Here is a 25978-nt window from a genome sequence, read left to right as displayed (position 1 = left end):
TTATTTAATTTGAAGATTTTATATAAATAGATTTCCCATTTAATAATAATCTTTTTAATTGTAGAGATTATTATATGAAAGATATGTGCTTTTGTAATATTTCATAAAATCAAATTTGGAGAGGGAATTTATGGGGAGAAAAGAAAAAGTTTTAAGAGAAAAAATAATAAATGATTTATCTATAGATAAAAGACAAATAGGTTATTATTCAACTCCAAGTTTTATATGTGATTATATTACAATGAGGGTAATGGAAGTAAATAATAATGGGAAGAGTGTTTTAGATCCATGCTGTGGAAGAGAAGAAATGCTTAATCCTTTTAATAAGTTTAATATAGAAACTTATGGTATAGATATCATTAAGTATAAAGAAGAGTATAATTGTAATTTTAAAAATACAGATTTTATAAAATACTATTATGAATTTGTTAGTGCAAATAATCAAATAAAAAACTTAAATTATGATTATTATGTTTTAAATCCACCTTATAATTGTCATGAAGTTCAATATATAAGGGATAATAAAAAGGAATTAAAAAAGCATTTCAATGATGTAGGTGTTCATAATATGTATGGACTTTTTATTTCGGCTGTAATAGATTTAGCAAAAGATGGTGCTGTTATAGGAATAATAACTCACGACTCATTTTTAACTTCTAAAAGTTATCAAGGTCTAAGAAAGAAAATATTGAACACCTGCTCTATACATGAAATAACTATGTGTCCAACTGATTTGTTTTTGGAGCAAGGTGCTGAAGTAAGGACTAGTATAGTTATATTACAAAAGGGATTAAGCTACCAAGAAAATGTAATTATAAACAATAGATGTAGAAGCATAGAAGAGCTAATTAATATTTTAGATTCATCTAATAATAATTTATACAATTTAAATGATATAGTATTGAATAATAAAATGGATAATAGTGAATTTATAATAGAGTGTCCTGAAAAGGTTAAAAGCTTATTTACACTTAATAGATTAGGGGAACAATTTAAATGTATAACGGGAATATCGACAGGTAATGATAAATTGTATTTATCAAAAGAAATGAATAATCCATATACAGTTCCATTTTATAAGAATCCAGGAAAAGATAAGTATTATACAAATAAAATCATGTATATAAATAAGGATTTTATAAATATATCTAAAAGTATTCCTAATTTTATAGTAAGAAATAAAGAACTTTTATATAAGTCAGGAATAATTTGCTCTTCAATGGGGGTACAATTTACAGCTTGCAAGTTACCAAAAGAAAGCACCTTTGGTGTAAATACTTGCATTATATGTGATGATAAAGATGCATTTTGGTTACTTGCGTATTTAAACTCTACTTTAGTGACTTATTTAGTTAGAGGTGTTTTAAATAGAAGCAATATGATAACATCAGGATATGTATCAAGAATACCACTTTTAAACTTTGACAATGAAGCAAAGGAGAGGTTATCTTATTTAGGGTGCTCAGTATATGATAAAGTTAAAAATGAAGAAGATATTAATGAAATATTAAATGAAATAGATGAGATAGTTAATGATACTGCTAACTTATCTAATGATACAATAGTATATATAAATAAGTTTAAAATTGATTTAATTAAGAGAACATAAAAAACAGTCGTTAAGACTGTTTTTTATTATAAATTATTCATCTAAAGGCTCAAATTCATCTTTAGAAGCACCACAAACTGGGCAAACCCAATCATCAGGTAAATCTTCAAAAGCTGTATCAGGATCTATTCCGTTATCTGGATCACCGTATTCTGGATCATAAACATAGGTACAAGGTACACAAATATATTTTTGCATTAATATAAACCTCCTAAAATTCCTTTATATTTTAAAATGTATTGGGTATATTATAAAAATATGATATAAATTATTATAAATGATAAAAAAATAATAAAATAAGAACAGATTTAGAGATAGAGGTGATTATATGGGAAGAAAAACTAGTAAAAATAATGATTTACTAAGTAGTGTAAGAAAGGATACATCTCCTAAAATATATTCTTTATTAGTTGATTTAGTAAATGATAATAGAGAAGATTTAGCAGAATTAGTATTAAAAATAGATTATTTATTAGAATATACAAGCACATGTATAAATCATAAGGATTTTGATGAAGCAAAGGAAACCATTAAGAGAGTAGAGGATAGAATAAGTATCCTTGAAAAAGAAGGTAAAAATATTGAGTATTTAAGGTATCTTTATGAAGGAATAAAAAAGAAATGTAAATAATACAAAAGGCTATTTAATGCTTGCCTCAAGCTTAAAATAGCCTTATTTTTATTTAATTATTTTCTTTTTCTATTTTTATTTGCGACTTCGATGTTTACTTTTCTCTTATTAAGCTTAACACCGATACATTTATCAAGAACTTTATCCTTAACGTCTGGAGATATATTAACAAATGAGAAGTTTTCTAATATATCTATATCACCTATTGAAGAAGCTCTTATTCTAGCTGTATCCTTAATAAAGTTAACTAGAGTTTTAGGATTTATGCCATCTCTTCTTCCTATAGATAAGAATAAACGGATATCTTCTGATTTAGGAGCTTCTAAAACATCAGATGTATAAGTTTCTAATAAATCATCATTGAATTTATTCTTTATTAATGCAGCAATAATTTCTACAGAATCATACTTTTGAGTTAATTCTGTTGCTACTGGGATAAACTTTGAGTAATCAGAATCATTAATAGTATTAGTTACATCTTCTAATATTGATTTTGATTTACTGTTAAATATATCATTAACTGTTGGGATATTTTTTCTAGATATATCGCTTTTAGTTACTGATTTTATTTGTTTTAACATTGAATACTCTTTTGGAGAAACTAATGAATAAGCTATACCTTCTCTATTTGCTCTTCCAGTTCTACCTATTCTATGAACATAGCTTTCAACGTCTTGAGGTAAATCATAGTTTATAACGTGTGTTATACCCTCTACATCTATACCTCTTGCAGCTACATCAGTTGCAACTAAATAGTTTAAAGAACCTTCTTTAAATTTCTTTAATGTTCTTAATCTATGAGCTTGAGACATATCTCCGTGCATACCTTCAACTACATATCCTCTTGATTGCATACCTTCAACTAGTTCATCTACGCCTTTTTTAGTTCTACAGAATATAATTGCAGATGATGGAGTATCAAAATCTAAAACTCTACAAAGTGCTTCAAATCTTGTCTTATGAGATACCTCAAAGAAGTTTTGACTTATCGTAGATACAGTCATAGAAGTTTTCTTTATAGATATATGCTTAGCATCAGGTTTCATATATCTTTTAGCTAATTTTCTTATTTGATCAGGCATAGTTGCTGAGAATAATAAAGTTTGTCTTTCACTTGGTAATTGTTTTATTATATCTTCTAAGTCATCTATGAAGCCCATATTCAACATTTCATCAGCTTCGTCTAAAACTAAAAACTTAATTTGATCTAGTTTTATAGTTCCTCTCTTTATATGATCTAAAACTCTACCAGGAGTACCAACTACTATATTAACATTTCTTTTTAATGCTCTTATTTGATTTGTTATTGGATCTCCACCGTAAACAGGTAGTATTGTTAAATCATCATATTTTGATAATCTTTTTAGCTCATCATTAACTTGTATTGCTAGTTCTCTTGTTGGAGCTAAAATTATAGCGCTAAGTCCACTTTTTTTAGAAATATGATTAATAATTCCACATCCAAAAGCGGCAGTTTTACCAGTACCAGTTTGAGCTTGACCTATAAGGTCATATCCTTGTATAGCCACAGGTATTGCCTCAGCTTGTATTTGTGATGGTTTTTCAAAACCTAAATCATTAATAGATTTCAAAAGGGTATCCTTAAGCCCTAAGTTACTAAATTTTATTTCGTTCATTCAAAATCCTCTTTCTTTTAGTATTTAAAATAATATATAATTAAATATATATAATATATTTTTTATTTTATATTAGCTATATAATTTAAATAACATATCTTAAATCATAACTATAGTATGTACTATAACAGGTCATATTATGATTTTAAGTACTATTAAATTTTTGCTATAATGTAATATTATTTTTTCTTAACTAACTTAGTATACACTATAATTCAGAAATATGCTCGTATTATTTATTAGTAAAATAAGTTATTTTGCAATAAATATTAAAAAAACAATCAGTAAACGTTTGAATGGAGGAATAATATGGAGAATTGTAGAGAAAAATTATATTTTTACAAAATAGATAGCATAATAGGTTCTATATATATTGTAAAAAGTTTAAAAGGATTAAGAGGAATTGAATTAATAGAAGAAGAGTGGATCAAATTTAAGGGGAAAAATAATTTAATAGAAGATAAAAAGATATGCTTGGATGTAATTACTCAATTAAATGAATATTTTGCAGGAGAAAGAAGAGACTTTGATTTAAAATTAGATATAGAAGGAACTGAATTTAGAAAACTAGTATGGAATGAATTAATAAAAATTCCATATGGAGAAATAAAAAGTTATAGTTATATAGCAAAAGCAATTGGTAACGAAAAGGCTGTAAGAGCAATAGGGCAAGCAAATAGAGCAAATCCTATTCCTATAGTAATACCTTGTCATAGAGTTGCTGGTAAAAATGGAAAGTTAATAGGATATGCTGGCAATCATACAGATATTCAAGAAAAACTTATTAAATTTGAAAAAAAGATTTAATAAAAAGAAAATAAAAAGGAAAATATAAATTTTACATATTATGGGATAGGTTAAGCCTCTCCCTTTTTTATTTGTATAAAAATATCATTGAAATATAACTATAAGTATTTTAATATATAATTATAAAGTAAATTAATAGTATATAATTAGTAAAATTATAGTATTTGAATAAAATAATGAATAGTATTTTTATATTAATATATTTAGTAATAAAAGTGAGGAAAAAGTTATGGATGCTCAAATTATTCAAGATTTTAACAATTTATATTTTAGTAAGAAACAAATTTCAAGAAGAATATTTGACAAAGAAGAATTGGAAAGTATATGGAAAATAATTGAAGATGATAGAATGAAAATATCTTTTGAAAGTAATTTTAATTTCAAACCATTTGTAAATTATTGGTTTAATAATACAGAGGATATTATTAGTAATACAGAATTTATTAATGAAGCAAATAATTTAGGGGTATTTAATTATATATCTTCAAAGATAAGGGAGAAGATATATAATTCAGCTGAAGAGGCTGAGTTATTAGGATTGGCGAATTTAGAGAACATAGTTATTTCAGATGAAATACTAAAGAATTTAAAATTAGCTATTAGTAATGGCTGCAATATAGATGAAGAGTTTATATGTAATTTGTATAGTATTGTTGATGGAGAAGGTATAAAAGATAATAAGAATGCTATAGAAGGAATTGTTAGAAATGAGTCAAATGCAGGTAATATAAAGACTTTAATTTCCTTAATAAATGAAGACGAAGGGAAAAATGCATTAACAGTAGCTGCAACAATATATTTGTATATAATAGTCAACAAGCCTTTTAGAAGATATAACTCTATAATTTCAGAGCTTTTATCATATAAATATCTATTGATTAATGGGTATGAAGTTATAAAATACTGTTCATTATCAACACTTATAAATTCAAAATTAAAAAAATATAAAGCTGCAATCGAAAATAGTATATATTCAAATGGTGATATAACTTATTTTATAAGATTTTACATAAGTGCATTAAGAGAGGCTGTTGAAGTTTTGAATAATGAATTAAACTGTAAATTTGGTAAAAAGATATTAAAGGAACTAATTGAAAGAAATAATGTAAAATTAGAAGAAAGACATATTAAATTTATAAACAGCATTTTATCATCTAAGGATAATGTTGTAACTATTGACAACTATAAAAATAAATTAGATATTTCATATGAAACTGCTAGAAGCGATTTAAATTATTTAGTCACATTAGGGTTTTTTAAGATTGCTAAGTCAGGAAAAAGATATGAATATTACAAGAATGATATATCTACAATTGTGGATAACTTTGAAGAATAATGTTGACAAATTCAAATAATTATTAGAAAATAACTAAGGAAAAAATTAAGTGTTAAAGAGCAGATGGGCGGCCAGACTACCCATATGCTCTTTTTTTATGCATTAAATTAAATAAATAAAAGTTGGAGGAACTAGATGAAAAAGATACTAAAGGATAAAACATTTTTAAAGACCATGCTTACGCTAGCTTTACCAATAACATTTCAAAATTTTATTACTTCATCATTAAACCTTGTGGATAATTTAATGGTTGGTAGGTTAGGAGAAGAAGCTATTGCAGCTGTAGGATTAGCAAATCAGTACTTTTTTATTTTTATGCTATGTATTTCTGGGATAAATGCAGGAGCTAGTGTATTTATGTCTCAATATTGGGGAAGAAAAGATATAGTTAGCATTAAAAAGGTATTGGGATTAGATATTACTATTGGGTTTATAGCTTCATTAATATTTGGAGGAGCTGCATTTATTATAGCGGAACCAATAATGAAAATTTTATCAAGGGATATTCAAGTTATAGAATTAGGCGTTCAATATTTAAGAATTATTGCAATAAGCTTTATATTTACTAATTTTACGCAAGGTTTTTCTTCAGCTCTTAGAAGTTCTGAGCAACCAAAAGCACCGATGTATGCAAGTTTAATAGGTGTATTAAGCAATGCATTTTTAAACTGGGTATTTATTTTTGGAAATTTAGGTGTAAAACCAATGGGGGTAGTAGGAGCTGCTTTAGCTACAACTATAGCACGTACTATAGAAATGATTTATATAATTGTAATAATATATGGTAAAAAGAATATTATATCCTCAAAGGTTAAGGAGCTATTTGCCTTTGATATAAACTTTGTGAAAATATACTTTAATACATCAACAGCTGTTATAGCAAACGAATTATTATGGTCATTAGGGATGACTGCATATTCAATTGCTTATGCTCAAATAGGAACAAGCGCTGTTGCCACAATGCAAATTGCAACTACTTTAAATAATATGTTTATGGTACTGTGCATTGGACTAGCCTCTGCAGCAGCTATTATGGTTGGTAATAAGATAGGTGCAAATGAAGAAGATGTTGCAGTTGATTACTCACATAAAATAGGAAAAGTTGCACCGGTTCTTGGATTAATAATAGGAGTTTTAGTTTGGGTTTTAGCTCCTCAAATAGTTAAGCCATTTAATGTAGAAGCAGGAACATTTAATGATACTGTAGTAGTTTTAAGAGTAATGGCTTTGATATGTCCTATAAGATCTTATAATGTAGTTATGATTGTAGGTATATTTAGAGGTGGTGGAGATACCCTTTATTCTACATTAGTACAACTAGGAACAGTTTGGTTTTATGCAGTTCCAATGGCATTTTTAGCAGCTATAGTCTTTAAGTTACCAATAACATTTGTATACTTACTAATATGCACAGAGGAATTTATTAAAATTTGTTTTGAGAGAAGAAGATTGAAATCAGGAAAGTGGATTAAGAATGTAATAGCAGAGAACGAGTTAGCTACTTAGATGAGAATTAAAATCAATGGTGAAAAGGGAAAAAAGTGAAAGGATTTTTGAATAGAAGGTACTTTGAATCTTTAATAAAAAAGATAGTAGATAGATTTGTTTTACATAATCCATCTACTATCTTTTTTATTAGCTATTTCATTTTCATAATTCAACAAAGTTGAATTATCTCTTCAATTTTTCAACTCTTTAATTCTTTCATTTTTCACTTTTTTAATTAGGTAATTTGCTTTTAATTATTTCATAAACTTTTTTAGGTAAAGCATCTTGTTCTTCTTTGGTTAAATTAGCAGTTTCTATAGCTGGGTGGATATATAAATCTACATGAGCAGGTTGTACAATCCATTTTTTCTTGTTAGATTCCATTATTTTATAAGATCCGCTCATTGTAACAGGTACTATAGGAACTTTAGATTTTGTAGCTAATTTAAAACTACCAGCTTTAAATTCGCCCATTTTATCACTTTTACTTCTTGTACCTTCTGGGAATATAACTAATGAATGACCATTTTTCAATACTTTAACGCCTTGAATTATAGCTTCACCAGCTTTTCTTAAATTACTTCTATCCATAAAGATACAATGCATGTATTCCATCCATGTACTAACTCCAGGAATTTTTTTTACCTCTATTTTAGATACAAATCCTTTTAATCCAGGAATTTTAGTTATATATATTGGAATATCAAAATTCCCTTGATGATTTCCTATAAACAATACATTTTGATCCTTAGGCAGATTTTCTAGTCCGTGAACTGTAACCTTAACTCCGGCAACTTTTAAAAGACTATTAGCCCAAGCTGTAGTTGCTTTATGAACAAGTTTTTCCTTTTCATTTTCTAAACCTTTTTTATCAAGTCTTTTAGTTTTTATCATACTAGGCATACTAAGTAGTAACCCTACAAAGAAGACTATATACCAAGCAATGGATCTAAGCATGTAAATCAAATCCTTTCAATATTTATTAAAAATTTCATAAATAAAGTATATAACAAAGTTAAAGCATATAAAAGTATATAAATAGATAACTTTAAAAGATGAATTTAATATTTATAGAGGGATAACGAAACAGTAGAGACTAAATAACTATAATTATATGGATAATTAGTTTGATGATATACAATTGAAGCTATATGGGAGTTTTATAATATAATGTAATAATATTCATATGTAAATGCAATTAATAATTTAAGTAACTATATAAGTAAAATAAACATATAGTAAGTAATAAAAAGTATTTTAGAGGTGAAAGGTTTTGAATAAACTAGACCCAAATAAACTTATAATTGATTTTAAGAAGGGGATATCTCAAGATGGTCCAATAAGTCCCCGTAACTATACAGTTACTCATTCAGATGATACAGGAGATATATTAATAACAGTTGCGAAAGATTATAATAAGGATCATGTGACTGATAAAAGAGATGAGGTATATGGTAGATGGTGCGAAAATGGTAATAATTATGTTTTATGTCTTTATCTAAATGTAGATGGAAATGAAAGAGATAAAAATAAAGTAATACAAAGAAATAGAATATTTAGAGATGCTTTACCATTGATAATTACAGCTATAAGGCAGGCGGATTTAGGATTAATAAAAAAACACACTAAATTAAATGAATCAGACATATTTGTAAAATTCAATTCAAGATTTGATGAATTTTACAAAGTTGAGAATTGGGGAAAATTAAAAAATTATAAGTATATAGAAGATGATTGTGATGAATATGAACTTAAATCACCAGAAGAAGGTGGATTAATTGAGCAAACAAGATCTGCAATACTTAGAAAAAAGAAATTTAAAATTAGCATGGAAGAAGGCGTTATACTTAATCTTTTAAATCCATATATAGAAAATCAGTTGTGTATTGCATATGGGAAAAATATAAGGTATTGTATTCAAAAATGTGAAATAATTGATATTGATGAAATAAAATCATTAGATGGATGTGGAAGAATATATGAGGTATCATTATCAGTCAAAATTAATATTAAATCTAAGATTAGAGAGGTATCTATGGATTTTATTATAAAGCCAAATGGTGTAATAATTAAAAGAACGGAAGAATAAATAATTGCTATGGAGGATATTATAGAAGTAGGATAATATTGACATATACCTAATATTATTATACAATTTATTTGGTAATCATGTCTCCATAGTTCAATGGATAGAACAGTCCCCTCCTAAGGGACAGATACAGGTTCGATCCCTGTTGGGGATACCAAGTAAAACCCTCAAGCCTTAATTTTATTAGGCTTGAGGGTTTTATGTTTTTTTATAATACTAAGAATACAAATGAAAGTATTAAAGTAAGATATATTTTTATAAGGTTTATTTATATGGTGTAGTTACTAAAAAATAAATTACGGTAACTACTAATTGTGTAGTTACTAAGAAATATATTAAAGTAACTACAAAATGGGTGCTCACTAAGAAATATATTAAAATATGTAGTTACCAAGAAAGACTTTAAGGTAACTACAAAAAAAGGAATATAAAATTAGTTATAGTCCTTTTTATGTGTACAAGTGAGATAAATAATTATATAATTTTAAATTTTTAATTATATAAAGCTTATGTGGTAAATATTATATATTATAGAAAGATATTTAAATTTTTTATTAAAATCATTATATTGATTTTAAGATATGATATAATATAAAATAAAAAAATTATTTAATTTAGGAGTGTGAATAAATTTGGAGAGTTATACGTGGCAGATAGTATTATTAGTAATATTATTGTTGATGTCAGGATTTTTCTCTATGTCAGAAACTGCCTTAATGGCACTAAGTAAAATTAGAATAAGACATATGGTAGAAGAAGGAGTTAAAGGGGCAAAGCTAGTTGAAAAGCTTGCTGAAGATCCAAGTAGGTTATTAGGAGCAATATTGATAGGAAATAACATTGTTAATATAGGGGCATCTGCACTTGCAACATCAGTTGCTGTTAAGGCTTTTGGAGAAGGTGCAGTAGGTGTTGTAACTATTGTAATGACTATATTAGTATTGATATTTGGTGAAATAACTCCAAAATCTATAGCAAAGCAAAATTCAGAAAGTGTTGCTTTAAAGGTTAGTAAAATTATAAATATTGTAGTTAAGTTATTTAGACCATTTATAGCTATATTTACAGCTATATCTGGATTATTTATAAGACTTTTAGGTGGAGATCCAAAGGCAACAGAACCATTTATAACAGAAGAAGAGCTAAAGACGATGGTAGGTGTTAGTGAAGAAGAGGGAGTACTTGAGGATGTAGAAAAAGAAATGATATTCAATGTCTTCGAATTTGCAGATTCTCAAGTCAAGGATGTTATGGTTCAAAGAGTTGATGTAGTGGCGGTAGATATAAATGCTACCTATGATGAAGTTATAAATATTATTAAAACTGAGCAATTCTCAAGAATACCAGTTTATAATCAAAACATAGATGATGTTATAGGAATATTAAATGTCAAGGACTTAATAATAGCTTCTCAAAGTAAGGAGAATTTTAAAATTTCAGATTACATGAGAGATCCTTATTATACTTTTGAGTTCAAGAAAATTACAGAGTTATTTAATGAAATGAAAAAAACTAGAAATCACATGTCCGTTGTATTAGATGAATATGGTGGAAATGTTGGTATAGTTACTATAGAAGATCTAATTGAAGAAGTAGTTGGAGAAATTGAAGACGAATATGATGATGAAGAAGATAACGATATAATAGTTGTTAAAGAAGATGAATATATCGTTGATGGAAGTGCTAGATTAGATCATATTGGTGATTTAATAGGTGTTACTATGGAATCAGAAGAGTTTGATTCTGTAGGTGGATTAGTAATTGGTGAATTAGGAAGATTTCCTGAGCAATCAGAAGAAGTTAATCTTAATAATATCAGATTTGTAGTTGAAGAAGTGGATAAAAATAGAATTAAGAAAGTTAGAATATACACTTAATTTAAAGATAAGATGGAGAACTATGTAAAATTAAGTTCTCCATTTTTATTTTATAATGGAAAGATTCTTAATAAGAAGGTGTATTTTATGGATTATATGGATCTGGCAATAAATGAAGCTAAAAATGCATATAACATAGGAGAGGTTCCAGTTGGAGTAGTTGTTGTTAAGGATGGAGAAGTTATAGCAAGTCAACATAACTTAAAAGAAAAATTAAAGTTAACAACAGCTCATGCAGAGATATTAGCAATAGAAGAGGCCTGTAAAAAGTTAAATAATTGGAGGCTATCAGGTTGTGAGATGTATGTAACATTAGAACCTTGTCCTATGTGTGCAGCAGCAATAGCACAAAGTAGAATATCAAGATTATTTATAGGAACTTTTAATAAGGATATGGGAGCTTGTGGCTCTACTATAAATTTAATAGACTATAATATATTTAATTGGCATGTAGATGTTAAGTGGTGTTACAATCAAGAATGTAGTGATTTGTTAAAGTCTTTTTTTATAAAACAAAGAAGTAAGGTATAAAATTTATAAGTATGTCTTTATAAATAATTCATATTTATTTGGTATAATTATCTAAAAAGTTATATAATTAAAAATAATTACTATAAGAGGAGGAAATGAAATGAATCCAGTAGCTTTTGAATTATTTGGCTTAGAAATAAGATGGTATGGAATAATAATATCACTTGGAGTATTAGCTGCTATGTTGTTAATATATATGTTAGCGAAGAAGAAAAACTTAGATTATGATATAATAATAGATGCGTTTTTAATAACTTTTCCAATATCAATAATTGGAGCAAGGTTATACTATGTAGCTTTTGAATATCAAAATTATCATTCATTCATGGATGTAATTAACATAAGAAATGGTGGAATGGCAATCCATGGAGGAGTTATAGCTGCATTATTATCAGGTTACATATTTGCAAGGTATAGAAAAATAAACTTCTTAAGATATGTAGATGTTATAATGCCAGGAGTTATATTAGCCCAAGCAATTGGTAGATGGGGTAACTTTATGAATCAAGAAGCTCATGGAGGCCCAGTATCTAAAGAGTTTATAAGTAAGTTCCCAGAGTTTATACAAACTGGGATGCATATTAATGGAGTTTATTATCATCCAACATTTTTATATGAATCAATATGGAATTTATTAGTTTGTGCAATTTTGGTTTATATTATTTATAAGAAAAAAGAAGCAAATGATGGTATAGTTCTTGGTGGATACATGATCTTATATTCAATAGGAAGATTCTTTATAGAAGGATTAAGAACTGATAGTTTAATGTTTATGGGACTAAGAACAGCTCAAATGGTAAGCTTACTTGGAATATTACTAGGAATAGTTTTAATTGTTTGGATAAATAAGAAAAATAAGGCTGCTTAGGTAATATAGTTACATCAAGTTTTAAATGTTGCAATATGAATTAGTATGTGATAATATATAGCAGTAGTTAAAATTAAATAGCTATATATTATTTTATGGAGAGATGTCCGAGTGGTCGAAGGAGCACGCCTGGAAAGCGTGTATAGGGGAAACTCTATCAGGGGTTCAAATCCCCTTCTCTCCGCCATAGCCGTGCTAGATGGGGAGTCAGCGGTGCCCTGTAACCCGCAATCCGCTATAGCGGGGTTGAATTCCTAGCCTAGGCTTTAATCTGTAGGGTCTGCCTATGCAAGTGGTGTTGATGGCAAGGTCCCATACGACGTAAGTGCGTGAACCTCGTCAGGTCCGGAAGGAAGCAGCGATAAGCGATTACTGCGTGTGATATGGATCAATCTTGTCAGAGCTAACTACATAGTAACGCTTATAGATTACTGTCAAAGCTAGGTGCACGGTTTTAATTTTAGGCCTTTCTAACCAAAAGAAGGGTTTTTTTAATGTAAAAGGTAGAAAATAAATGTTTAAGTATTACATAGAATATTTATTTAATCAAAGGTTACTCTTCAATAGGATTAACATACAATAGGACAAAGAAAGCGAGGGCATTCCTTATGGGATACCCTCGTTTTCTTTATCTTTATTTCATAATATAGTTATAATTATTTGAGTAAATAACTATTTATTTTAAAAGATGGATTTATAAAAGTAAAATTTATTTTAATCAAGGCTTTTTGTATAAATCGTAAATATATGAGGATGCTTATGATTTATATTTTCTTTATGACAGAAGCTTTCTGATATTTCCCACTCATCTGTAATTTCTGGAAAATATGTATCAGCTTCAAATTCATCAAAAATATGAGTTATATAAAGCTTATCTGCATATGGAAGCATTTGATTATATATACTAGAACCACCACATATAAATGTTTCTTCTTCAGTATTTAATAATTTTAATAATTTCTCTATAGAATTAACTACTACAGCACCTTCTAATTTTATGTCTTTAGTAGTAAGAACAATATTCCTTCTATTAGGTAATGGCCTTTTAGGTAATGACATATAAGTGTTATATCCCATAACTATTGTATTACCATCAGTTACTCTTTTAAAATACCTTAAGTCTTCAGAAATATGAGCAAGTAGCTTATTTTTATTTCCAATGCCATTATTTTTATCCATGGCAACTATTAAACTTATCATAATATTATATCCCCAATTCAAATTTTAGTTGTGGTTTAACTGGCTCGTAATCCACCATTTCAAAATCATCAATAGTAAAGTCATAGAAATTTGTTTTACCTTCTTTAAGTATTAATTTAGGTTGTTTATCACTAGGAGTTCTTTCTATTAATTCTTTTGCTTGTTCTACATGTCTATCATAAATATGTAAATTATCTACAACGTGCATAAACACTCCAGGCTTTAGGCCAACATGTCTTGCTACCATCATCATTAAAGCAACATATTGAGTTTTATTTATATGTCCAGCTGTACAATAGTCTGAGCTTCTTTGATGAAGTGTTACATCAAGATACTTATCTCTAACAGACCAAACAGTAAGAAATGCACAAGGGTTTAATCCTGGTGTTTCTTCAAAGTCTGCATATTGATATAAGTCTATAATATGTCTTCTAGTATAAGGCTCATTTTTTAATCCATCTAATAGCTTATTCATTAAATTATATTTTTTTACAGTAGCACCATATCTTTGACCAATTGTTCCTGTACCATTAACTTCCCAATCTCCCCACCAAGTAATTCCCATTTCTTCAAGTACTGATAGTTCATTTGAAGCTTTTTGATATATCCATAAAATTTCTTTAATGCCTGATTTCCATGCAACAGGTCTTAGTGTAGTAATAGGAAATTCACCTTTAGAGATATCATACTTTTCCACAACTTGATTTATATATATTGTGTGTGCAGGAGTGCCATCTTTATATTTTGGTCTTACTTTATGACCTTCTGTACTTACTCCACTTGTAAGAATATTATTTAATGTATCTTTAAATAATTTATCTGTTTTTGATATAAAATTTGTTGTCATAGGTTCACCTCTATATCTTAATTTCACCCCAAGGGATGAACAAGTTATATTATACCATAAGGGTAAGTTAATATGATTTATTTTAGCCTATTTTTTAAATCTGTTAATAGATATTACTGAGCATAATAAATGATTCATTATAAAAGTAATTTATTTAGATTATTTAATTTAAGGTTATGTAAAGAAAAAATAATGTGGAAATTAGAAGAAGATGGGGTTGTTCAATGTTTAACGAAAAATAATTACAACATTTGTAAGTTGTGTCATGGGAGTGATTGTAGAAAAATAAAATGAAAGTTTTTATTGTAGGACTTGCATGTTGAAAAAATAAATATGAAGGATTTGAAATTAAAACTTTCAATCCTTCATTAATTTTCATCTTTAGTTTATAATATAAGTAAATAATTAAATTTAAGGAATGATTTTATGGGATATACAGCTTTATATAGAGAATGGAGACCACAAAACTTTTACGATATTGTTGGTCAGGAACATATAACAACAACAGTTAAAAATCAAATATTAAATGACAGAATTGCTCATGCATATCTTTTTTGTGGAACAAGAGGAACAGGGAAAACAACAACAGCTAAAGTATTTGCTAAGGCTTTAAATTGTTTAGATTTAAAAGATGAGGAACCATGCAATGAATGCGAGATGTGCAGAAAAATAAATGATGGTTTAGCAATTGATGTTACTGAATTAGATGCAGCTTCTAACAATGGTGTTGATAAAATTAGAGATATTATAGATGATGTAAAATATCCTCCTCAAGAAGCTAGATTCAAGGTTTATATAATGGATGAGGTTCATATGTTATCTACTGGTGCTGTTAATGCATTTTTAAAGACCTTAGAAGAGCCTCCAAATAACGTAATATTTATTTTGGCAACAACAGATCCTCAAAAACTTCCTATTACTATTCTTTCAAGGTGTCAAAGATTTGACTTTAAAAGAATAAATAATAATGAAATTACGGAACGTCTTAGAAAAATAGTTAATGAGCAAAATGCTCTTGCAGATGATAAAAGTTTAAATTTAATCGCAAGAGTATCAGATGGGGCTATGAGAGATGCATTAAGTATATTGGATCAAGCTATATCAATGGGAAATGGAGCAGTAGAATATGATGTTCTTATAAATATGCTTGGGCTTGTTACTAATGATCATTTATTTAATCTTACTAATTCTGTAATACAAAGAAATGTAGAAAAATCAATTGGTATAATAGATGAAGTTGTTTATGCAGGAAAAGATATTTATCTATTTATTAAAGATTTAATAGCTCATTATAGAAATATATTAATGGCTAAAGTTACTAATAATCCTGAAGAAGTATTAGATATGTCAGAGGAAAATATAGCTCTAATAAAAGAGCAAGCTAGCAAAATTAGAGCAGAAGAAGTAATGAGATATATAAGAATTCTTCAAGAAACTGAATCTAATGCAAAGATAAGCAAGCAAGCTAGATTATATTTAGAATTAGCTGTTATTAAAATGTGCAAAATAGAATATGATACTTCAAATGAGGTCATTTTAACTAGAATAAATAAGCTTGAAGAAGGATTAAAAAATGGTAGTCTTAAAGTAGTAAGTGCAGCATCTACTAATAAAGGCGATTCAAAAAAAGAAGTTGTTACTAATAAACCTAGTAGAGAACAACCAAAGCTTAGAAGTAATGATATTGTAGCAAATGAAAATTCTAAGGTAACTTTAAATGATATCCAAAGATCATGGAAGGATATTTTAGAAAGATTTAAAGCAAGAAGAGCTATGATAGTATATGCATCAATGCTTACTGGAAAGCCAGTGGAATGTAAAAATGGTGTTTTAACTATTGAATATGAAGATCAATTTAAATTTAATAAAGATAGATTAGAAAAGCCAGAATATAGGGCTATAATTCAAGAAGTATTAGCTGAAATTTTTAGAGAGGATATAAAAATTGCCTTTGAAGTTGAAGAAGTATCAAACAATGAAAAATCTACTGCTGATATGCTTTTAGAAACTTTAGGATCTGATATGGTAGATATTTTAGATGAATAAAAGTAAGTTATAATATATGCACATAAACGAAATAAAAAATAAGAATAATAAGAATGAAAATTAATACAAATAGTAGCTTTAATATAGTAAAATAAATAAAAATACTATATAATAAAGAATAGATTTTTATAAAAGGAGGATGTTTTTATGGCAAGAGGAGGATTTCCAGGCGGATTTGGTGGAGGAAATATGAACAACCTAATGAAGCAAGCGCAAAAACTTCAAAAAGATATGGAGCAAATGCAAAAGGACCTTGAAACTAAGGAGTTTGAAGCTTCAGTTGGTGGTGGTGCTGTAGTTGTAAAAGCAAATGGTAAAAAAGAAGTAGTTTCAATTAACATAAAGCCAGAAGTAGTTGATGCAGATGATGTTGAAATGCTAGAAGATTTAGTTCTTAGTGCAGTAAATGAAGCATTAAGAAAAGCAGAAGAAGAAAGCGCAAATAAGATGGGTAAATTAACTGGTGGAATGAATATACCAGGACTTTTCTAATAAATAATAATTTACATTGTTTTTAGCTTTTTAATTAAAAATCATAAATTAACAATTGATGTTTAATTAGTTATAAACAATTCATAATTATAGTTAAGACATAAAGGGCGAATTTATTTCGCCTTTTTATATATTCAAATTACAGAAAGGATGGATTTTATGGATTTTTATCCAGTTGCTATAGAGAAGCTTATTGAGGAATTTGCCAAACTACCTAGTGTTGGGCAAAAGACGGCTCAAAGATTAGCATTGCATGTATTAAATCTTCCAGAAGATGAAGTTAAAGAATTTGCAGATGCTTTAGTTAAGGCAAGAGGAACAATAAAGTATTGTTCAATATGTGGTAATTTTACAGACAAGGATCCTTGTTCAATATGTTCTAATCCAAGTAGAGACAAGGATATAATTTGCGTTGTAGAACAGCCTAAAGATATAATGACTATGGAAAAAGTTAAAGAATATAATGGAGCATATCATGTATTGCATGGGAATTTATCACCGATGCAAGGAAGAGGCCCACAAGATATAAGAATAAGAGAATTAGTTGCTAGAATGAGTGCTGATGTTAAAGAAGTAATAATAGCAACAAATCCTAATATCGAAGGGGAAGCAACAGCAATGTACATATCAAGAATTTTGAAGCCTTTAGATATTAAAGTTACTAGAATTGCATCAGGAATACCGGTAGGAGGAGACTTGGAGTATGCTGATGAAGTAACGCTTTCAAAGGCACTAGAAGGTAGAAAAGAGATATAAATATAACTGAAAGGTGGATATATGAGTAAAATATTAAAATTTCTATTTAGTAGAATGGCAATTATTGGACTTCTTATTTGTCTTCAATTAGCAATTCTTATTTTCGCTATATGGAAGCTTACAGAATCTTTTGTATATCTATATGTATTATTTTCTCTAATAAGTATATTTGCAGTTATTTATATTGTTAGTACTAAGGATAATCCATCATACAAGCTTGCATGGACTATACCAGTATTGTTAGTTCCTGTATTTGGTGGATTGTTCTATTTACTATTTGGATTAAGAAAAACCACTAAGAAATTTAGGGCAAAAATGATTAATATACATAATGAAACTGCTAAATTATTAACCCAAGATAGAGATATACTTAATGAGATTGAAAAAGAGGATAAGGGTGTTGCAAACCAAGTAAAATATTTAAATAAGTATGCAGCAAGCCCTATATATAAGAATACTACCACGAAATATTTATCACCTGGAGAGGATTTTTTTGAAAAACTAAAGGAAGAATTAAAAAAAGCAAAACATTATATCTTTATGGAATATTTTATAATTCAAGAAGGAGTAATGTGGGATAGTATATTAGAAATACTAGAGGAAAAAGTAAAAGAAGGCGTAGATGTAAGATTAATATATGATGACATGGGATGCTTAAGAACCCTTCCGTATAAGTATGATGAAAAATTAAGACAAAAGGGAATAAGATGCTTATCATTTAATCCATTTGTACCATTTTTATCAGTTATAATGAACAATAGAGATCATAGAAAAATTACAATAATAGATGGTCATACTGCATTTACAGGTGGTATAAATTTAGCTGATGAATATATAAATGAAATAGTTAGATTTGGTCATTGGAAAGATTCTTCGATTATGATAAGAGGAGAGGCTGTCTGGAATTTAACTATGATGTTCCTTGAATCATGGCAATTTAATTGTGGTCAAAAAGAAGACTATGAAAAATATAAGCCATATGTAAATTACGATAAGGAGTTTAAGGGGGATGGATATGTTCAACCTTATGGTGATAGCCCTCTTGATGATGAAACAGTAGGAGAAAATGTATACTTAAATATTATAAATAAAGCAAAAGAATATGTTTATATAAACACTCCATATTTAATAGTTGACAATGAATTAGTAACTGCTTTAACTTTAGCAGCGAAAAGTGGTGTAGAGGTTATAATAGTTACTCCACATATAGAAGATAAGTGGTATGTTCATATGGTTACAAGAGCATATTATGCTCAGCTTATTGAAGCAGGAGTAAAGATATATGAGTATACACCTGGATTTATACATTCTAAGACATTTGTATCAGATGATGAAATAGGTGTTGTAGGAACTATAAATATGGATTATAGAAGTCTTTATTTGCATTTTGAATGTGGGGTTCTACTTTATAAAACAAAATCATTGATGGAAATTAAAAATGATTTTATGGAAACATTAGAAGTTTGTAAGTTAATAACAATAGAAGATTGCCATAGAATTAAATGGTCAAATAAATTTATAACTGCTATATTAAGAGTTTTTGCACCATTAATGTAAGAAAAATTAATTATACCTGAATATTTATGTTAAAAATTGGATAATAATTTAATATATAAATTATTTGGGAGGATAATAATGGATAAGAGGGTAATTTTAGATTTATTAATGCAAAGTGCAGAAAGAAATAGGACAGAGTACAGTGAGGACGACTTAGAATTATTAAGTGCTATAAAAGATGCTATAACAGAAATGGAAGTAGCGAGATCACTATTCAATTCAGTAAGTGATCCTCAGTTAATTGAATTAGCTATCCATGCAGAAGATGTGGCCAAGACTAGATACAATTACTTAATAACTATGGCTAAAAAAAGAGAATTAAAAAGAATAAATTAATATATTAATAAATTAATATTATTGTTGGATAATACATAATATTAATCGGAGGGAATTTATATGGATTTAAATATTATTTTATATGGGTTAATAGGGCTAGTTTTATTATATTTATTAATAAAATTTTTGAAATGGCCATTAAAAATCTTAATAAATGGTGTTATAGGAATAGTTTTATTATACCTAACAAATATTGTAGGTTCTTATTTTGGATTTTCTATAGGAATAAATGCAATAACAGCATTAATAGCAGGATTTTTAGGAGTTCCTGGTGTTATATTTTTAGTAATATTTCAAATGTTTTTATAAAAATGAAAGAGATTCAGTTTTAATTGAATCTCTTTTATTTTAATGAGAGAGGGAACGTATAGTTCCCAAAAGTTTATATAGATGGGAGTTAGAAGTTTTTTTCAATCTATTATGAGTGAAAAGCCTCTTATGAGATCAGTATATGGAGGTTGTAAAAATTCGTTACTATAATTTTTTTATTCCTTCATTTCTTCATTTTTTTGATTTGCAAAATATTACTAAGCCTATATATTGACTCATGTGATAAAATAAATATAAATTAATTTTAATGGGGGGATTGTTATGCCAGCAGGTAATGGAATAAATTGCAACTATTGTCCAGAGTATAAAAGGGGTTGTAATGGTGATGATAAAGGATGTCTATGCTATAAGTGTCCTAGGCATTTGGGACAATGTATGTGTGTAAAATATTGTAGGGAAACGGAGTCGATTCTAACATTTGACAATTATTATGAAGGGACTGATTAGATGAAGGAAAAAGGAAAGAAGTTTATAAGTGAATTTAAAGACTTTGCGATGAAAGGAAATGTGTTAGATCTAGCAATTGGGGTAATTATAGGTGGAGCTTTTAATAAAATAGTTTCATCATTAGTTAAGGATATTATAATGCCGCCAATTGGACTTATTACTGGAGGAGTTAACTTTTCAGAGCTTGCATATGTATTAAAGCCAGGAGAAGGTGGAAGTGATCCAGTTACATTGAATTATGGATTGTTTATTCAAAATATAGTTGATTTTTTAATCATAGCACTATCAATATTTATATTTATAAAAATAGTTAAAAAATTAAATAGTAAGAGTGAAGAGGAAGCTAAAAAAGAAGAAGAGGAAAAAGAGAAAAAATTAACAGTGGAACAAGAACTGTTAACAGAAATAAGAGATTTATTAAAGAATGAACAAAAGGCTTAAAAAGAATAGTTGCTACATATTTTACATAATAAATATAATTTAAATTATAGGTTATAGCATTTTTAGAGAATATAAATGATGCTATAACCTATTTTATTAATAAAAATAGTGTTTAAAAATATTATTATTGCATAATATGATAATAAAAATTATTATTTTAATAATTGAAAAGTGATTGTAGTAGCATTATGTCTACAAAGCAATATTATTATAAAAAGGTTAATAAAATAGTTGTTAATGGTGTAAAAAAGTAGTAAAATTAACAATAATTAAATAAGCAATAAAAATAAAGATTATATGGGGGAGTGGAACGATGCATAAAAAGCTATTTATTCCTGGGCCAGTTGAGGTAAGACCAGATGTTTTAGAACAGATGGCAAAGCCTATGATTGGTCATAGAAGCAAAGAAGCTTCAGAGCTTCAAAGAAGAATTAGTAATAACTTAAAAAAGTTGTTTTTCACAGAAAGTGAAATACTACTTTCAACTACATCAGGTAGTGGACTTATGGAGGGAGCTATAAGATGCTGTACAGCAAAGAGGGCTGCTGTATTTTCCGTTGGGGCATTCGGAAAGAGATGGTATGAAATGGCAACCTCGAATAACGTTCCTGCTGACTTATTTGAAGTAGAAATGGGAAAAGCAATTAAGCCTGAAATGGTTGATGAAGCATTAGCAACAGGTAAATATGATTTAGTGGCAGTAACTCATAATGAAACATCTACAGGGGTAATGAATCCAATTGAAAGTATTGGTAAAGTTGTAAAGAAATATCCAGATGTAGTTTTTATAGTAGATACAGTTAGTTCTGCTGCAGGAACAAAAATTGAAGTTGATAAATGGGGAATAGACATTTGCTTAACTTCAACTCAAAAAGCAATTGGATTGCCACCAGGTATGGCAATATGTACTTTTTCAAATAAAGCAAAGGAAAGAGCAGAAAAGGTACCAAATAGAGGATTTTATTTAGATTTATTATCTTTATATAAATATATTCAAAAGAAGGATTACCAATATCCATCAACACCATCTATACCACATATGTATGCACTTGATTATCAATTAGATTATATATTAAATAAAGAAGGTCTAGAAAATAGATTTAAAAGGCATATAGAAATGGCTAAAGTTGTTAGGGAATGGGCAAAAAAATATTTTGAAATTTTCCCTGATGAAAATTATTTATCTAATACTTTAACTACTATTAAGAACAATAGAGGCATAGATGTTTCTGCATTAAATAAAGAATTAGGTAAAAGAGGATTTCAAATATCAAATGGATATGGAAGTTTAAAAGATAAAACATTTAGAATAGCTCATATGGCAGATTGCCAAATGGAAGATGTAAATGAGCTTTTAAGAAATATAAATGAAATTTTGGGGTTAGAGTAATAATTATAAAGTGTGAATATAATGGCTATGATGAATTAGTCATTATTAATGATATAAAAATCGGGAAAATAATATATATCATTAAGTTTTAATTTGTAATTTATAATAATTATGAGTAATGAGAACAGGGGGCAAAGAGATGTTCAGAATATTAGTAAGTGATGGTTTGCAGGAAAATGCAATTAATAAATTATTAGAATTAGGTTTTGAAGTTATAGATGAACATTATGATAAAGAAGTTTTAGGAGAGAAGCTTAAAGATTTCGAAGCTTTAGTAGTAAGGTCTGCAACAAAAGTAACTAAAGATGTATTAGAAAAAGCTTCAGGCGGAAAATTAAAACTTATAATAAGAGCTGGGGTCGGAATAGATAATATAGATATATATACAGCTCATGAAAAAGGAATAACAGTTAAAAATACTCCAAATGCAAGTTCAGACTCTGTTGCAGAGTTAGCACTAGCTCATATGTTTGCTGTAGCAAGATTTGTTGGAACTTCAAATTACACTATGAGAAATGGTGAATGGAATAAGAAGAAGTATGAGGGAATTGAACTTGGGGGTAAAACATTAGGAATAATAGGTATGGGTAGAATAGGTAAGGCACTTGCTAATAAAGCTACAGCTCTAGGTATGAATGTAGTTTATAATGATGTATTTGGTAAGCAAGATGATATAAAATATGAATTTTTAGAATTAAATGATCTACTTAAAAAATCAGATTTTATTTCCTTACATGTTCCTTATGATAAAGAAAATGGATCTTTAATTAGAAAAGAAGAGTTAGAGCTTATGAAAGATGGGGCTTATATAATAAATTGTGCAAGAGGGAAAGTAGTAGATGAAAAAGCTCTATTAGAAGCATTAGATAGCGGTAAAATTGCAGGAGCAGGGATAGACGTGTTTGCAGTAGAACCAAATACAAATGAAGCATTAGTTAATCATCCAAGAGTTAGCTGTACTCCACATATTGGTGCATCAACAATGGAAGCACAAGATAGAATTGGAGAAGAGGTAGTGTCAGTTATACAGGAGTTTTTTAGCTAGGTGATAGATTTAGGAGGAATTTTAATGGCAGTCATAAGACCTTTTAAAGGTATAAGACCTATAAAAGAATTAGCAAATAAAATAGCAGCACTTCCGTATGATGTAATGGATAGTGATGAAGCTAGAGAGATGGTAAAAGGTAATCCTTATTCATTTTTACATGTAGATAAAGCTGAGATAGACTTACCAAATGATATTGATGCATATGATGATAGGGTTTATGAAAAAGCAAAAGAAAATTTAGATAAAATGATTGAAAAGGGATATTATATAGAGGATGAAAAACCTAAATTCTATATTTATAGACAAGTTATGAAGGGAAGAAGTCAAGTTGGACTTGTTGGTTGTGCTTCAATAGATGATTATACTAACAATATAATAAAAAAGCATGAGCTAACAAGAGAAGATAAAGAAATTGATAGAATTAATCATGTTTATAAATGTGAGGCTCATACAGGTCCTATATTTTTAACTTATAGGGCAAACAAAAATATTTCAAATATAATAAATGAATGGATGAAAAAAGAGCCAGTCTATGATTTTAAGTCAGAAGATGGAGTATCACATACTGTATGGATCATAGAGGATGAATGTATAGTAAATAAAATAAGTGAATTATTTAAATCTGTAGAATATTTGTATATTGCTGATGGACATCATAGATCAGCATCAGCAGTAAAGGTTGGACATATAAAGAGGGCAGAGAATGAAGAGTATACTGGAGACGAGGAATTCAATTATTTCTTATCAATTTCATATCCAGATAGCGAGTTAGAGGTATTGGACTATAATAGAACTGTTAAAGATTTAAATGGACTTTCAAAAGAAGAGTTTTTAAATAAGGTAAGTGAAAATTTTATAGTTACTAAAAGTAATGAACAAGTTAAACCAAAAGAAAAGCATACTTTTGGAATGTATTTAGAAAAACAATGGTATTTGCTAGAAGCTAGAAATGGAATATTTAATCCAGATGATCCAGTAGATCAACTAGATGTTTCAATACTTCAAAATAATCTTTTAAAACCGATATTAGGAATAGATGATCCAAGAAAATCTAAAAGAATTAAATTTGTTGGAGGAATTAGAGGATTAAGAGAACTAGAAAGAAGAGCAGATACAGATATGAAAGTTAGTTTTTCTATGTATGCTACGACTACTGATGATATTATGGATATAGCAGATAGCGGAAGGATAATGCCTCCAAAATCAACATGGTTTGAGCCAAAGCCTAGAAGTGGACTTTTTATTCATAAATTTTAGGGTTTACTAGAATAAAATATTAAGAAGATAATAAAAAAGTATCATTATGAATATAAAGTTAATTAAAAAATAAGATAAAAGAGTTATAAAAATCTAAGATATAAAGATTAAAAAGATTATATCTAAGCTTATAACTCTTTTTTATGAAAATAAAAAGCTGAATTTAGAAATATGTTTATATAAAGGCCTAAGAACGCAATACCATAAAATTGATTAATTAATATAGATTCGAAATATTTTTATATAGTTATATGTATAATTTTAGGGGGGAGGACATAGTTTATAATTGGGCATCAAATGCATTTATTATTATATTTAAAAGACTTTAATGAATTATTATTTGTATATTTGGAATAATAATAATGTTATTTAGTAGAAGGGATGTGTTTAAATTATGTCAGTAAAAAATGCAATGACAGTAGATTTTTTAAGTTCGGCATATGGTGGAGAAAGTATGGCTCATATGCGTTACACAATTTGGGGTGACTCAGCTGAAAAGGATGGTTATCCAAATATAGCAAGACTTTTTAGAGGAATTGCGTATGCAGAATGGTGTCATGCTAAGAATCACTTTAATGTATTAAATGAGCAGTTGGGAGATAAAACAGTTGCAGCTGGAGCTATATTTGGTCATACAAATATAGTTGAAAACCTACAAGGTGCAATCGATGGTGAATTACACGAAATAGATCAAATGTACCCTGTTTATTTAGAAACTGCAAAATTCCAAAATGAAAGTGATGCTCAAAGATCTTTCCATTATGCTTTAGAAGCAGAAAAAATACATGCTAAAATGTTTAAAGACGCTCAAGATATGGCTAAGCAACAAAAAGATATAAGTGATGAAACTATTTATGTATGTCCAATTTGTGGATTCACTGAAATTGGAGATAATGTAGAAAACTGCCCAGTTTGTGGTGCAAAAAAAGATATATTCAAATCTTTCTAACATCAAGAT

The 25978-nt window shown here is 28.0% G+C and carries 26 protein-coding genes, 2 tRNA genes and 1 other RNA gene; 24 read left to right on the top strand and 5 right to left on the bottom strand.

The window, feature by feature from the left end:
• Positions 1 to 130: 130 nt before the first annotated feature.
• Positions 131 to 1609 carry an N-6 DNA methylase gene (locus J2Z25_RS15025; RefSeq protein ID WP_209741152.1) on the top strand — a complete coding sequence of 493 codons (1479 nt, stop codon included), beginning with the start codon at positions 131 to 133 and terminating at the stop codon, positions 1607 to 1609.
• Positions 1610 to 1642: 33 nt separating this feature from the next.
• Here the strand turns inward: J2Z25_RS15025 and rd are convergent, their stop codons facing one another.
• Positions 1643 to 1807: a rubredoxin gene (gene rd, locus J2Z25_RS15020; protein ID WP_008676021.1), complete on the bottom strand. Its 165-nt coding sequence runs from the start codon at positions 1805 to 1807 to the stop codon at positions 1643 to 1645.
• Between the two features lie 130 nt (positions 1808 to 1937).
• Here rd and J2Z25_RS15015 point away from each other — a divergent pair, with 130 nt between their 5' ends.
• Complete coding sequence (locus J2Z25_RS15015; protein WP_008676020.1) at positions 1938 to 2240, top strand: hypothetical protein; 303 nt, start codon at positions 1938 to 1940, stop codon at positions 2238 to 2240.
• 56 nt (positions 2241 to 2296) lie between these two features.
• On the opposite strand, the gene J2Z25_RS15010 is transcribed toward J2Z25_RS15015, so the two are convergent.
• Positions 2297 to 3877 carry a DEAD/DEAH box helicase gene (locus tag J2Z25_RS15010; protein WP_008676018.1) on the bottom strand — a complete coding sequence of 527 codons (1581 nt, stop codon included), beginning with the start codon at positions 3875 to 3877 and terminating at the stop codon, positions 2297 to 2299.
• Between the two features lie 309 nt (positions 3878 to 4186).
• Here J2Z25_RS15010 and J2Z25_RS15005 point away from each other — a divergent pair, with 309 nt between their 5' ends.
• The 3 genes from J2Z25_RS15005 to J2Z25_RS14995 all read left to right on the top strand — a co-directional run bounded on the left by J2Z25_RS15005 (position 4187) and on the right by J2Z25_RS14995 (position 7526).
• Positions 4187 to 4684, top strand: a complete 498-nt coding sequence (locus tag J2Z25_RS15005) for a methylated-DNA--[protein]-cysteine S-methyltransferase (RefSeq protein ID WP_209741151.1) — start codon at positions 4187 to 4189, stop codon at positions 4682 to 4684.
• Between the two features lie 229 nt (positions 4685 to 4913).
• Positions 4914 to 6020, top strand: a complete 1107-nt coding sequence (locus J2Z25_RS15000) for a Fic family protein (protein WP_209741150.1) — start codon at positions 4914 to 4916, stop codon at positions 6018 to 6020.
• Positions 6021 to 6155: 135 nt separating this feature from the next.
• Entirely contained in the window at positions 6156 to 7526 is a 1371-nt protein-coding gene (locus tag J2Z25_RS14995; protein WP_209741149.1) for an MATE family efflux transporter, read from the top strand.
• A gap of 213 nt (positions 7527 to 7739) precedes the next feature.
• Here J2Z25_RS14995 and J2Z25_RS14990 read toward each other — a convergent pair whose 3' ends face one another.
• Entirely contained in the window at positions 7740 to 8465 is a 726-nt protein-coding gene (locus J2Z25_RS14990) for a lysophospholipid acyltransferase family protein (RefSeq protein ID WP_209741148.1), read from the bottom strand.
• A 316-nt stretch (positions 8466 to 8781) separates the two neighbouring features.
• On the opposite strand from J2Z25_RS14990, the gene J2Z25_RS14985 reads away from it, so the two are divergent.
• The 7 genes from J2Z25_RS14985 to ffs all read left to right on the top strand — a co-directional run bounded on the left by J2Z25_RS14985 (position 8782) and on the right by ffs (position 13325).
• Positions 8782 to 9597 (top strand): staygreen family protein, encoded by an 816-nt coding sequence (locus J2Z25_RS14985; protein ID WP_209741147.1) that lies wholly within the window; start codon positions 8782 to 8784, stop codon positions 9595 to 9597.
• 82 nt (positions 9598 to 9679) lie between these two features.
• Positions 9680 to 9754, top strand: a tRNA-Arg gene (locus J2Z25_RS14980).
• Between the two features lie 475 nt (positions 9755 to 10229).
• Entirely contained in the window at positions 10230 to 11474 is a 1245-nt protein-coding gene (locus J2Z25_RS14975; protein ID WP_209741146.1) for an HlyC/CorC family transporter, read from the top strand.
• Between the two features lie 87 nt (positions 11475 to 11561).
• On the top strand, positions 11562 to 12005 hold the full coding sequence (locus tag J2Z25_RS14970; protein ID WP_209741145.1) for a nucleoside deaminase: 444 nt from the start codon (positions 11562 to 11564) through the stop codon (positions 12003 to 12005).
• A 100-nt stretch (positions 12006 to 12105) separates the two neighbouring features.
• Positions 12106 to 12873 (top strand): prolipoprotein diacylglyceryl transferase, encoded by a 768-nt coding sequence (lgt, locus tag J2Z25_RS14965; protein ID WP_209741144.1) that lies wholly within the window; start codon positions 12106 to 12108, stop codon positions 12871 to 12873.
• Positions 12874 to 12970: 97 nt separating this feature from the next.
• Positions 12971 to 13060, top strand: a tRNA-Ser gene (locus J2Z25_RS14960).
• A 3-nt stretch (positions 13061 to 13063) separates the two neighbouring features.
• Positions 13064 to 13325, top strand: an RNA gene (ffs, locus tag J2Z25_RS14955) — signal recognition particle sRNA large type.
• 262 nt (positions 13326 to 13587) lie between these two features.
• Here ffs and J2Z25_RS14950 read toward each other — a convergent pair.
• Both J2Z25_RS14950 and J2Z25_RS14945 read right to left on the bottom strand, forming a co-directional pair.
• Positions 13588 to 14073, bottom strand: a complete 486-nt coding sequence (locus J2Z25_RS14950; protein ID WP_209741143.1) for a dihydrofolate reductase — start codon at positions 14071 to 14073, stop codon at positions 13588 to 13590.
• A 4-nt stretch (positions 14074 to 14077) separates the two neighbouring features.
• Positions 14078 to 14920 (bottom strand): thymidylate synthase, encoded by an 843-nt coding sequence (locus J2Z25_RS14945; protein WP_209741142.1) that lies wholly within the window; start codon positions 14918 to 14920, stop codon positions 14078 to 14080.
• 426 nt (positions 14921 to 15346) lie between these two features.
• Here J2Z25_RS14945 and dnaX point away from each other — a divergent pair, with 426 nt between their 5' ends.
• The 12 genes from dnaX to J2Z25_RS14885 all read left to right on the top strand — a co-directional run bounded on the left by dnaX (position 15347) and on the right by J2Z25_RS14885 (position 25969).
• A complete protein-coding gene (gene dnaX, locus J2Z25_RS14940; RefSeq protein ID WP_209741141.1) occupies positions 15347 to 16966 on the top strand; it encodes a DNA polymerase III subunit gamma/tau in 1620 nt (539 codons plus the stop codon).
• Between the two features lie 147 nt (positions 16967 to 17113).
• Positions 17114 to 17458, top strand: coding sequence for a YbaB/EbfC family nucleoid-associated protein (locus J2Z25_RS14935; RefSeq protein ID WP_008675995.1), 345 nt, complete (start codon positions 17114 to 17116; stop codon positions 17456 to 17458).
• A gap of 159 nt (positions 17459 to 17617) precedes the next feature.
• The gene (recR, locus tag J2Z25_RS14930) at positions 17618 to 18214 is read left to right on the top strand and encodes a recombination mediator RecR (RefSeq protein ID WP_008675993.1); all 597 of its coding nucleotides are present in this window, start codon (positions 17618 to 17620) and stop codon (positions 18212 to 18214) included.
• A gap of 21 nt (positions 18215 to 18235) precedes the next feature.
• Entirely contained in the window at positions 18236 to 19771 is a 1536-nt protein-coding gene (cls, locus tag J2Z25_RS14925) for a cardiolipin synthase (RefSeq protein ID WP_008675991.1), read from the top strand.
• 78 nt (positions 19772 to 19849) lie between these two features.
• Positions 19850 to 20107 (top strand): DUF2508 family protein, encoded by a 258-nt coding sequence (locus J2Z25_RS14920; RefSeq protein WP_008675989.1) that lies wholly within the window; start codon positions 19850 to 19852, stop codon positions 20105 to 20107.
• A gap of 60 nt (positions 20108 to 20167) precedes the next feature.
• Complete coding sequence (locus tag J2Z25_RS14915) at positions 20168 to 20416, top strand: pro-sigmaK processing inhibitor BofA family protein (RefSeq protein ID WP_097034409.1); 249 nt, start codon at positions 20168 to 20170, stop codon at positions 20414 to 20416.
• Between the two features lie 282 nt (positions 20417 to 20698).
• Positions 20699 to 20884 carry a hypothetical protein gene (locus tag J2Z25_RS14910; RefSeq protein WP_008675985.1) on the top strand — a complete coding sequence of 62 codons (186 nt, stop codon included), beginning with the start codon at positions 20699 to 20701 and terminating at the stop codon, positions 20882 to 20884.
• Positions 20885 to 21325: a large-conductance mechanosensitive channel protein MscL gene (mscL, locus tag J2Z25_RS14905; protein WP_008675984.1), complete on the top strand. Its 441-nt coding sequence runs from the start codon at positions 20885 to 20887 to the stop codon at positions 21323 to 21325.
• A 313-nt stretch (positions 21326 to 21638) separates the two neighbouring features.
• Positions 21639 to 22715, top strand: a complete 1077-nt coding sequence (locus J2Z25_RS14900; protein WP_209741140.1) for a pyridoxal-phosphate-dependent aminotransferase family protein — start codon at positions 21639 to 21641, stop codon at positions 22713 to 22715.
• Between the two features lie 139 nt (positions 22716 to 22854).
• Entirely contained in the window at positions 22855 to 23760 is a 906-nt protein-coding gene (locus tag J2Z25_RS14895; protein WP_008675979.1) for a D-2-hydroxyacid dehydrogenase, read from the top strand.
• Between the two features lie 24 nt (positions 23761 to 23784).
• Positions 23785 to 25020 (top strand): DUF1015 domain-containing protein, encoded by a 1236-nt coding sequence (locus tag J2Z25_RS14890; protein ID WP_008675977.1) that lies wholly within the window; start codon positions 23785 to 23787, stop codon positions 25018 to 25020.
• 394 nt (positions 25021 to 25414) lie between these two features.
• Entirely contained in the window at positions 25415 to 25969 is a 555-nt protein-coding gene (locus J2Z25_RS14885) for a rubrerythrin family protein (protein ID WP_008675976.1), read from the top strand.
• Positions 25970 to 25978: the final 9 nt, after the last annotated feature.

The organism is Clostridium tertium (genome assembly GCF_017873245.1).
In the GTDB taxonomy this organism is placed as follows: domain Bacteria; phylum Bacillota; class Clostridia; order Clostridiales; family Clostridiaceae; genus Clostridium; species Clostridium tertium.
The sequence above is the reverse complement of the archived record's forward strand: the minus strand, read 5'-3'. Positions and strand labels throughout refer to the sequence as shown.

Coding starts and splice junctions, on each gene's coding strand:
- J2Z25_RS15025 (WP_209741152.1), top strand. CDS start 131: ATGGGGAGAAAAGAAAAAGTTTTAAGAGAAAAAATAATAAATGATTTA.
- rd (WP_008676021.1), bottom strand. CDS start 1,807: ATGCAAAAATATATTTGTGTACCTTGTACCTATGTTTATGATCCAGAA.
- J2Z25_RS15015 (WP_008676020.1), top strand. CDS start 1,938: ATGGGAAGAAAAACTAGTAAAAATAATGATTTACTAAGTAGTGTAAGA.
- J2Z25_RS15010 (WP_008676018.1), bottom strand. CDS start 3,877: ATGAACGAAATAAAATTTAGTAACTTAGGGCTTAAGGATACCCTTTTG.
- J2Z25_RS15005 (WP_209741151.1), top strand. CDS start 4,187: ATGGAGAATTGTAGAGAAAAATTATATTTTTACAAAATAGATAGCATA.
- J2Z25_RS15000 (WP_209741150.1), top strand. CDS start 4,914: ATGGATGCTCAAATTATTCAAGATTTTAACAATTTATATTTTAGTAAG.
- J2Z25_RS14995 (WP_209741149.1), top strand. CDS start 6,156: ATGAAAAAGATACTAAAGGATAAAACATTTTTAAAGACCATGCTTACG.
- J2Z25_RS14990 (WP_209741148.1), bottom strand. CDS start 8,465: ATGCTTAGATCCATTGCTTGGTATATAGTCTTCTTTGTAGGGTTACTA.
- J2Z25_RS14970 (WP_209741145.1), top strand. CDS start 11,562: ATGGATTATATGGATCTGGCAATAAATGAAGCTAAAAATGCATATAAC.
- lgt (WP_209741144.1), top strand. CDS start 12,106: ATGAATCCAGTAGCTTTTGAATTATTTGGCTTAGAAATAAGATGGTAT.
- J2Z25_RS14950 (WP_209741143.1), bottom strand. CDS start 14,073: ATGATAAGTTTAATAGTTGCCATGGATAAAAATAATGGCATTGGAAAT.
- J2Z25_RS14945 (WP_209741142.1), bottom strand. CDS start 14,920: ATGACAACAAATTTTATATCAAAAACAGATAAATTATTTAAAGATACA.
- dnaX (WP_209741141.1), top strand. CDS start 15,347: ATGGGATATACAGCTTTATATAGAGAATGGAGACCACAAAACTTTTAC.
- J2Z25_RS14935 (WP_008675995.1), top strand. CDS start 17,114: ATGGCAAGAGGAGGATTTCCAGGCGGATTTGGTGGAGGAAATATGAAC.
- recR (WP_008675993.1), top strand. CDS start 17,618: ATGGATTTTTATCCAGTTGCTATAGAGAAGCTTATTGAGGAATTTGCC.
- cls (WP_008675991.1), top strand. CDS start 18,236: ATGAGTAAAATATTAAAATTTCTATTTAGTAGAATGGCAATTATTGGA.
- J2Z25_RS14920 (WP_008675989.1), top strand. CDS start 19,850: ATGGATAAGAGGGTAATTTTAGATTTATTAATGCAAAGTGCAGAAAGA.
- J2Z25_RS14915 (WP_097034409.1), top strand. CDS start 20,168: ATGGATTTAAATATTATTTTATATGGGTTAATAGGGCTAGTTTTATTA.
- J2Z25_RS14910 (WP_008675985.1), top strand. CDS start 20,699: ATGCCAGCAGGTAATGGAATAAATTGCAACTATTGTCCAGAGTATAAA.
- mscL (WP_008675984.1), top strand. CDS start 20,885: ATGAAGGAAAAAGGAAAGAAGTTTATAAGTGAATTTAAAGACTTTGCG.
- J2Z25_RS14900 (WP_209741140.1), top strand. CDS start 21,639: ATGCATAAAAAGCTATTTATTCCTGGGCCAGTTGAGGTAAGACCAGAT.
- J2Z25_RS14895 (WP_008675979.1), top strand. CDS start 22,855: ATGTTCAGAATATTAGTAAGTGATGGTTTGCAGGAAAATGCAATTAAT.
- J2Z25_RS14890 (WP_008675977.1), top strand. CDS start 23,785: ATGGCAGTCATAAGACCTTTTAAAGGTATAAGACCTATAAAAGAATTA.
- J2Z25_RS14885 (WP_008675976.1), top strand. CDS start 25,415: ATGTCAGTAAAAAATGCAATGACAGTAGATTTTTTAAGTTCGGCATAT.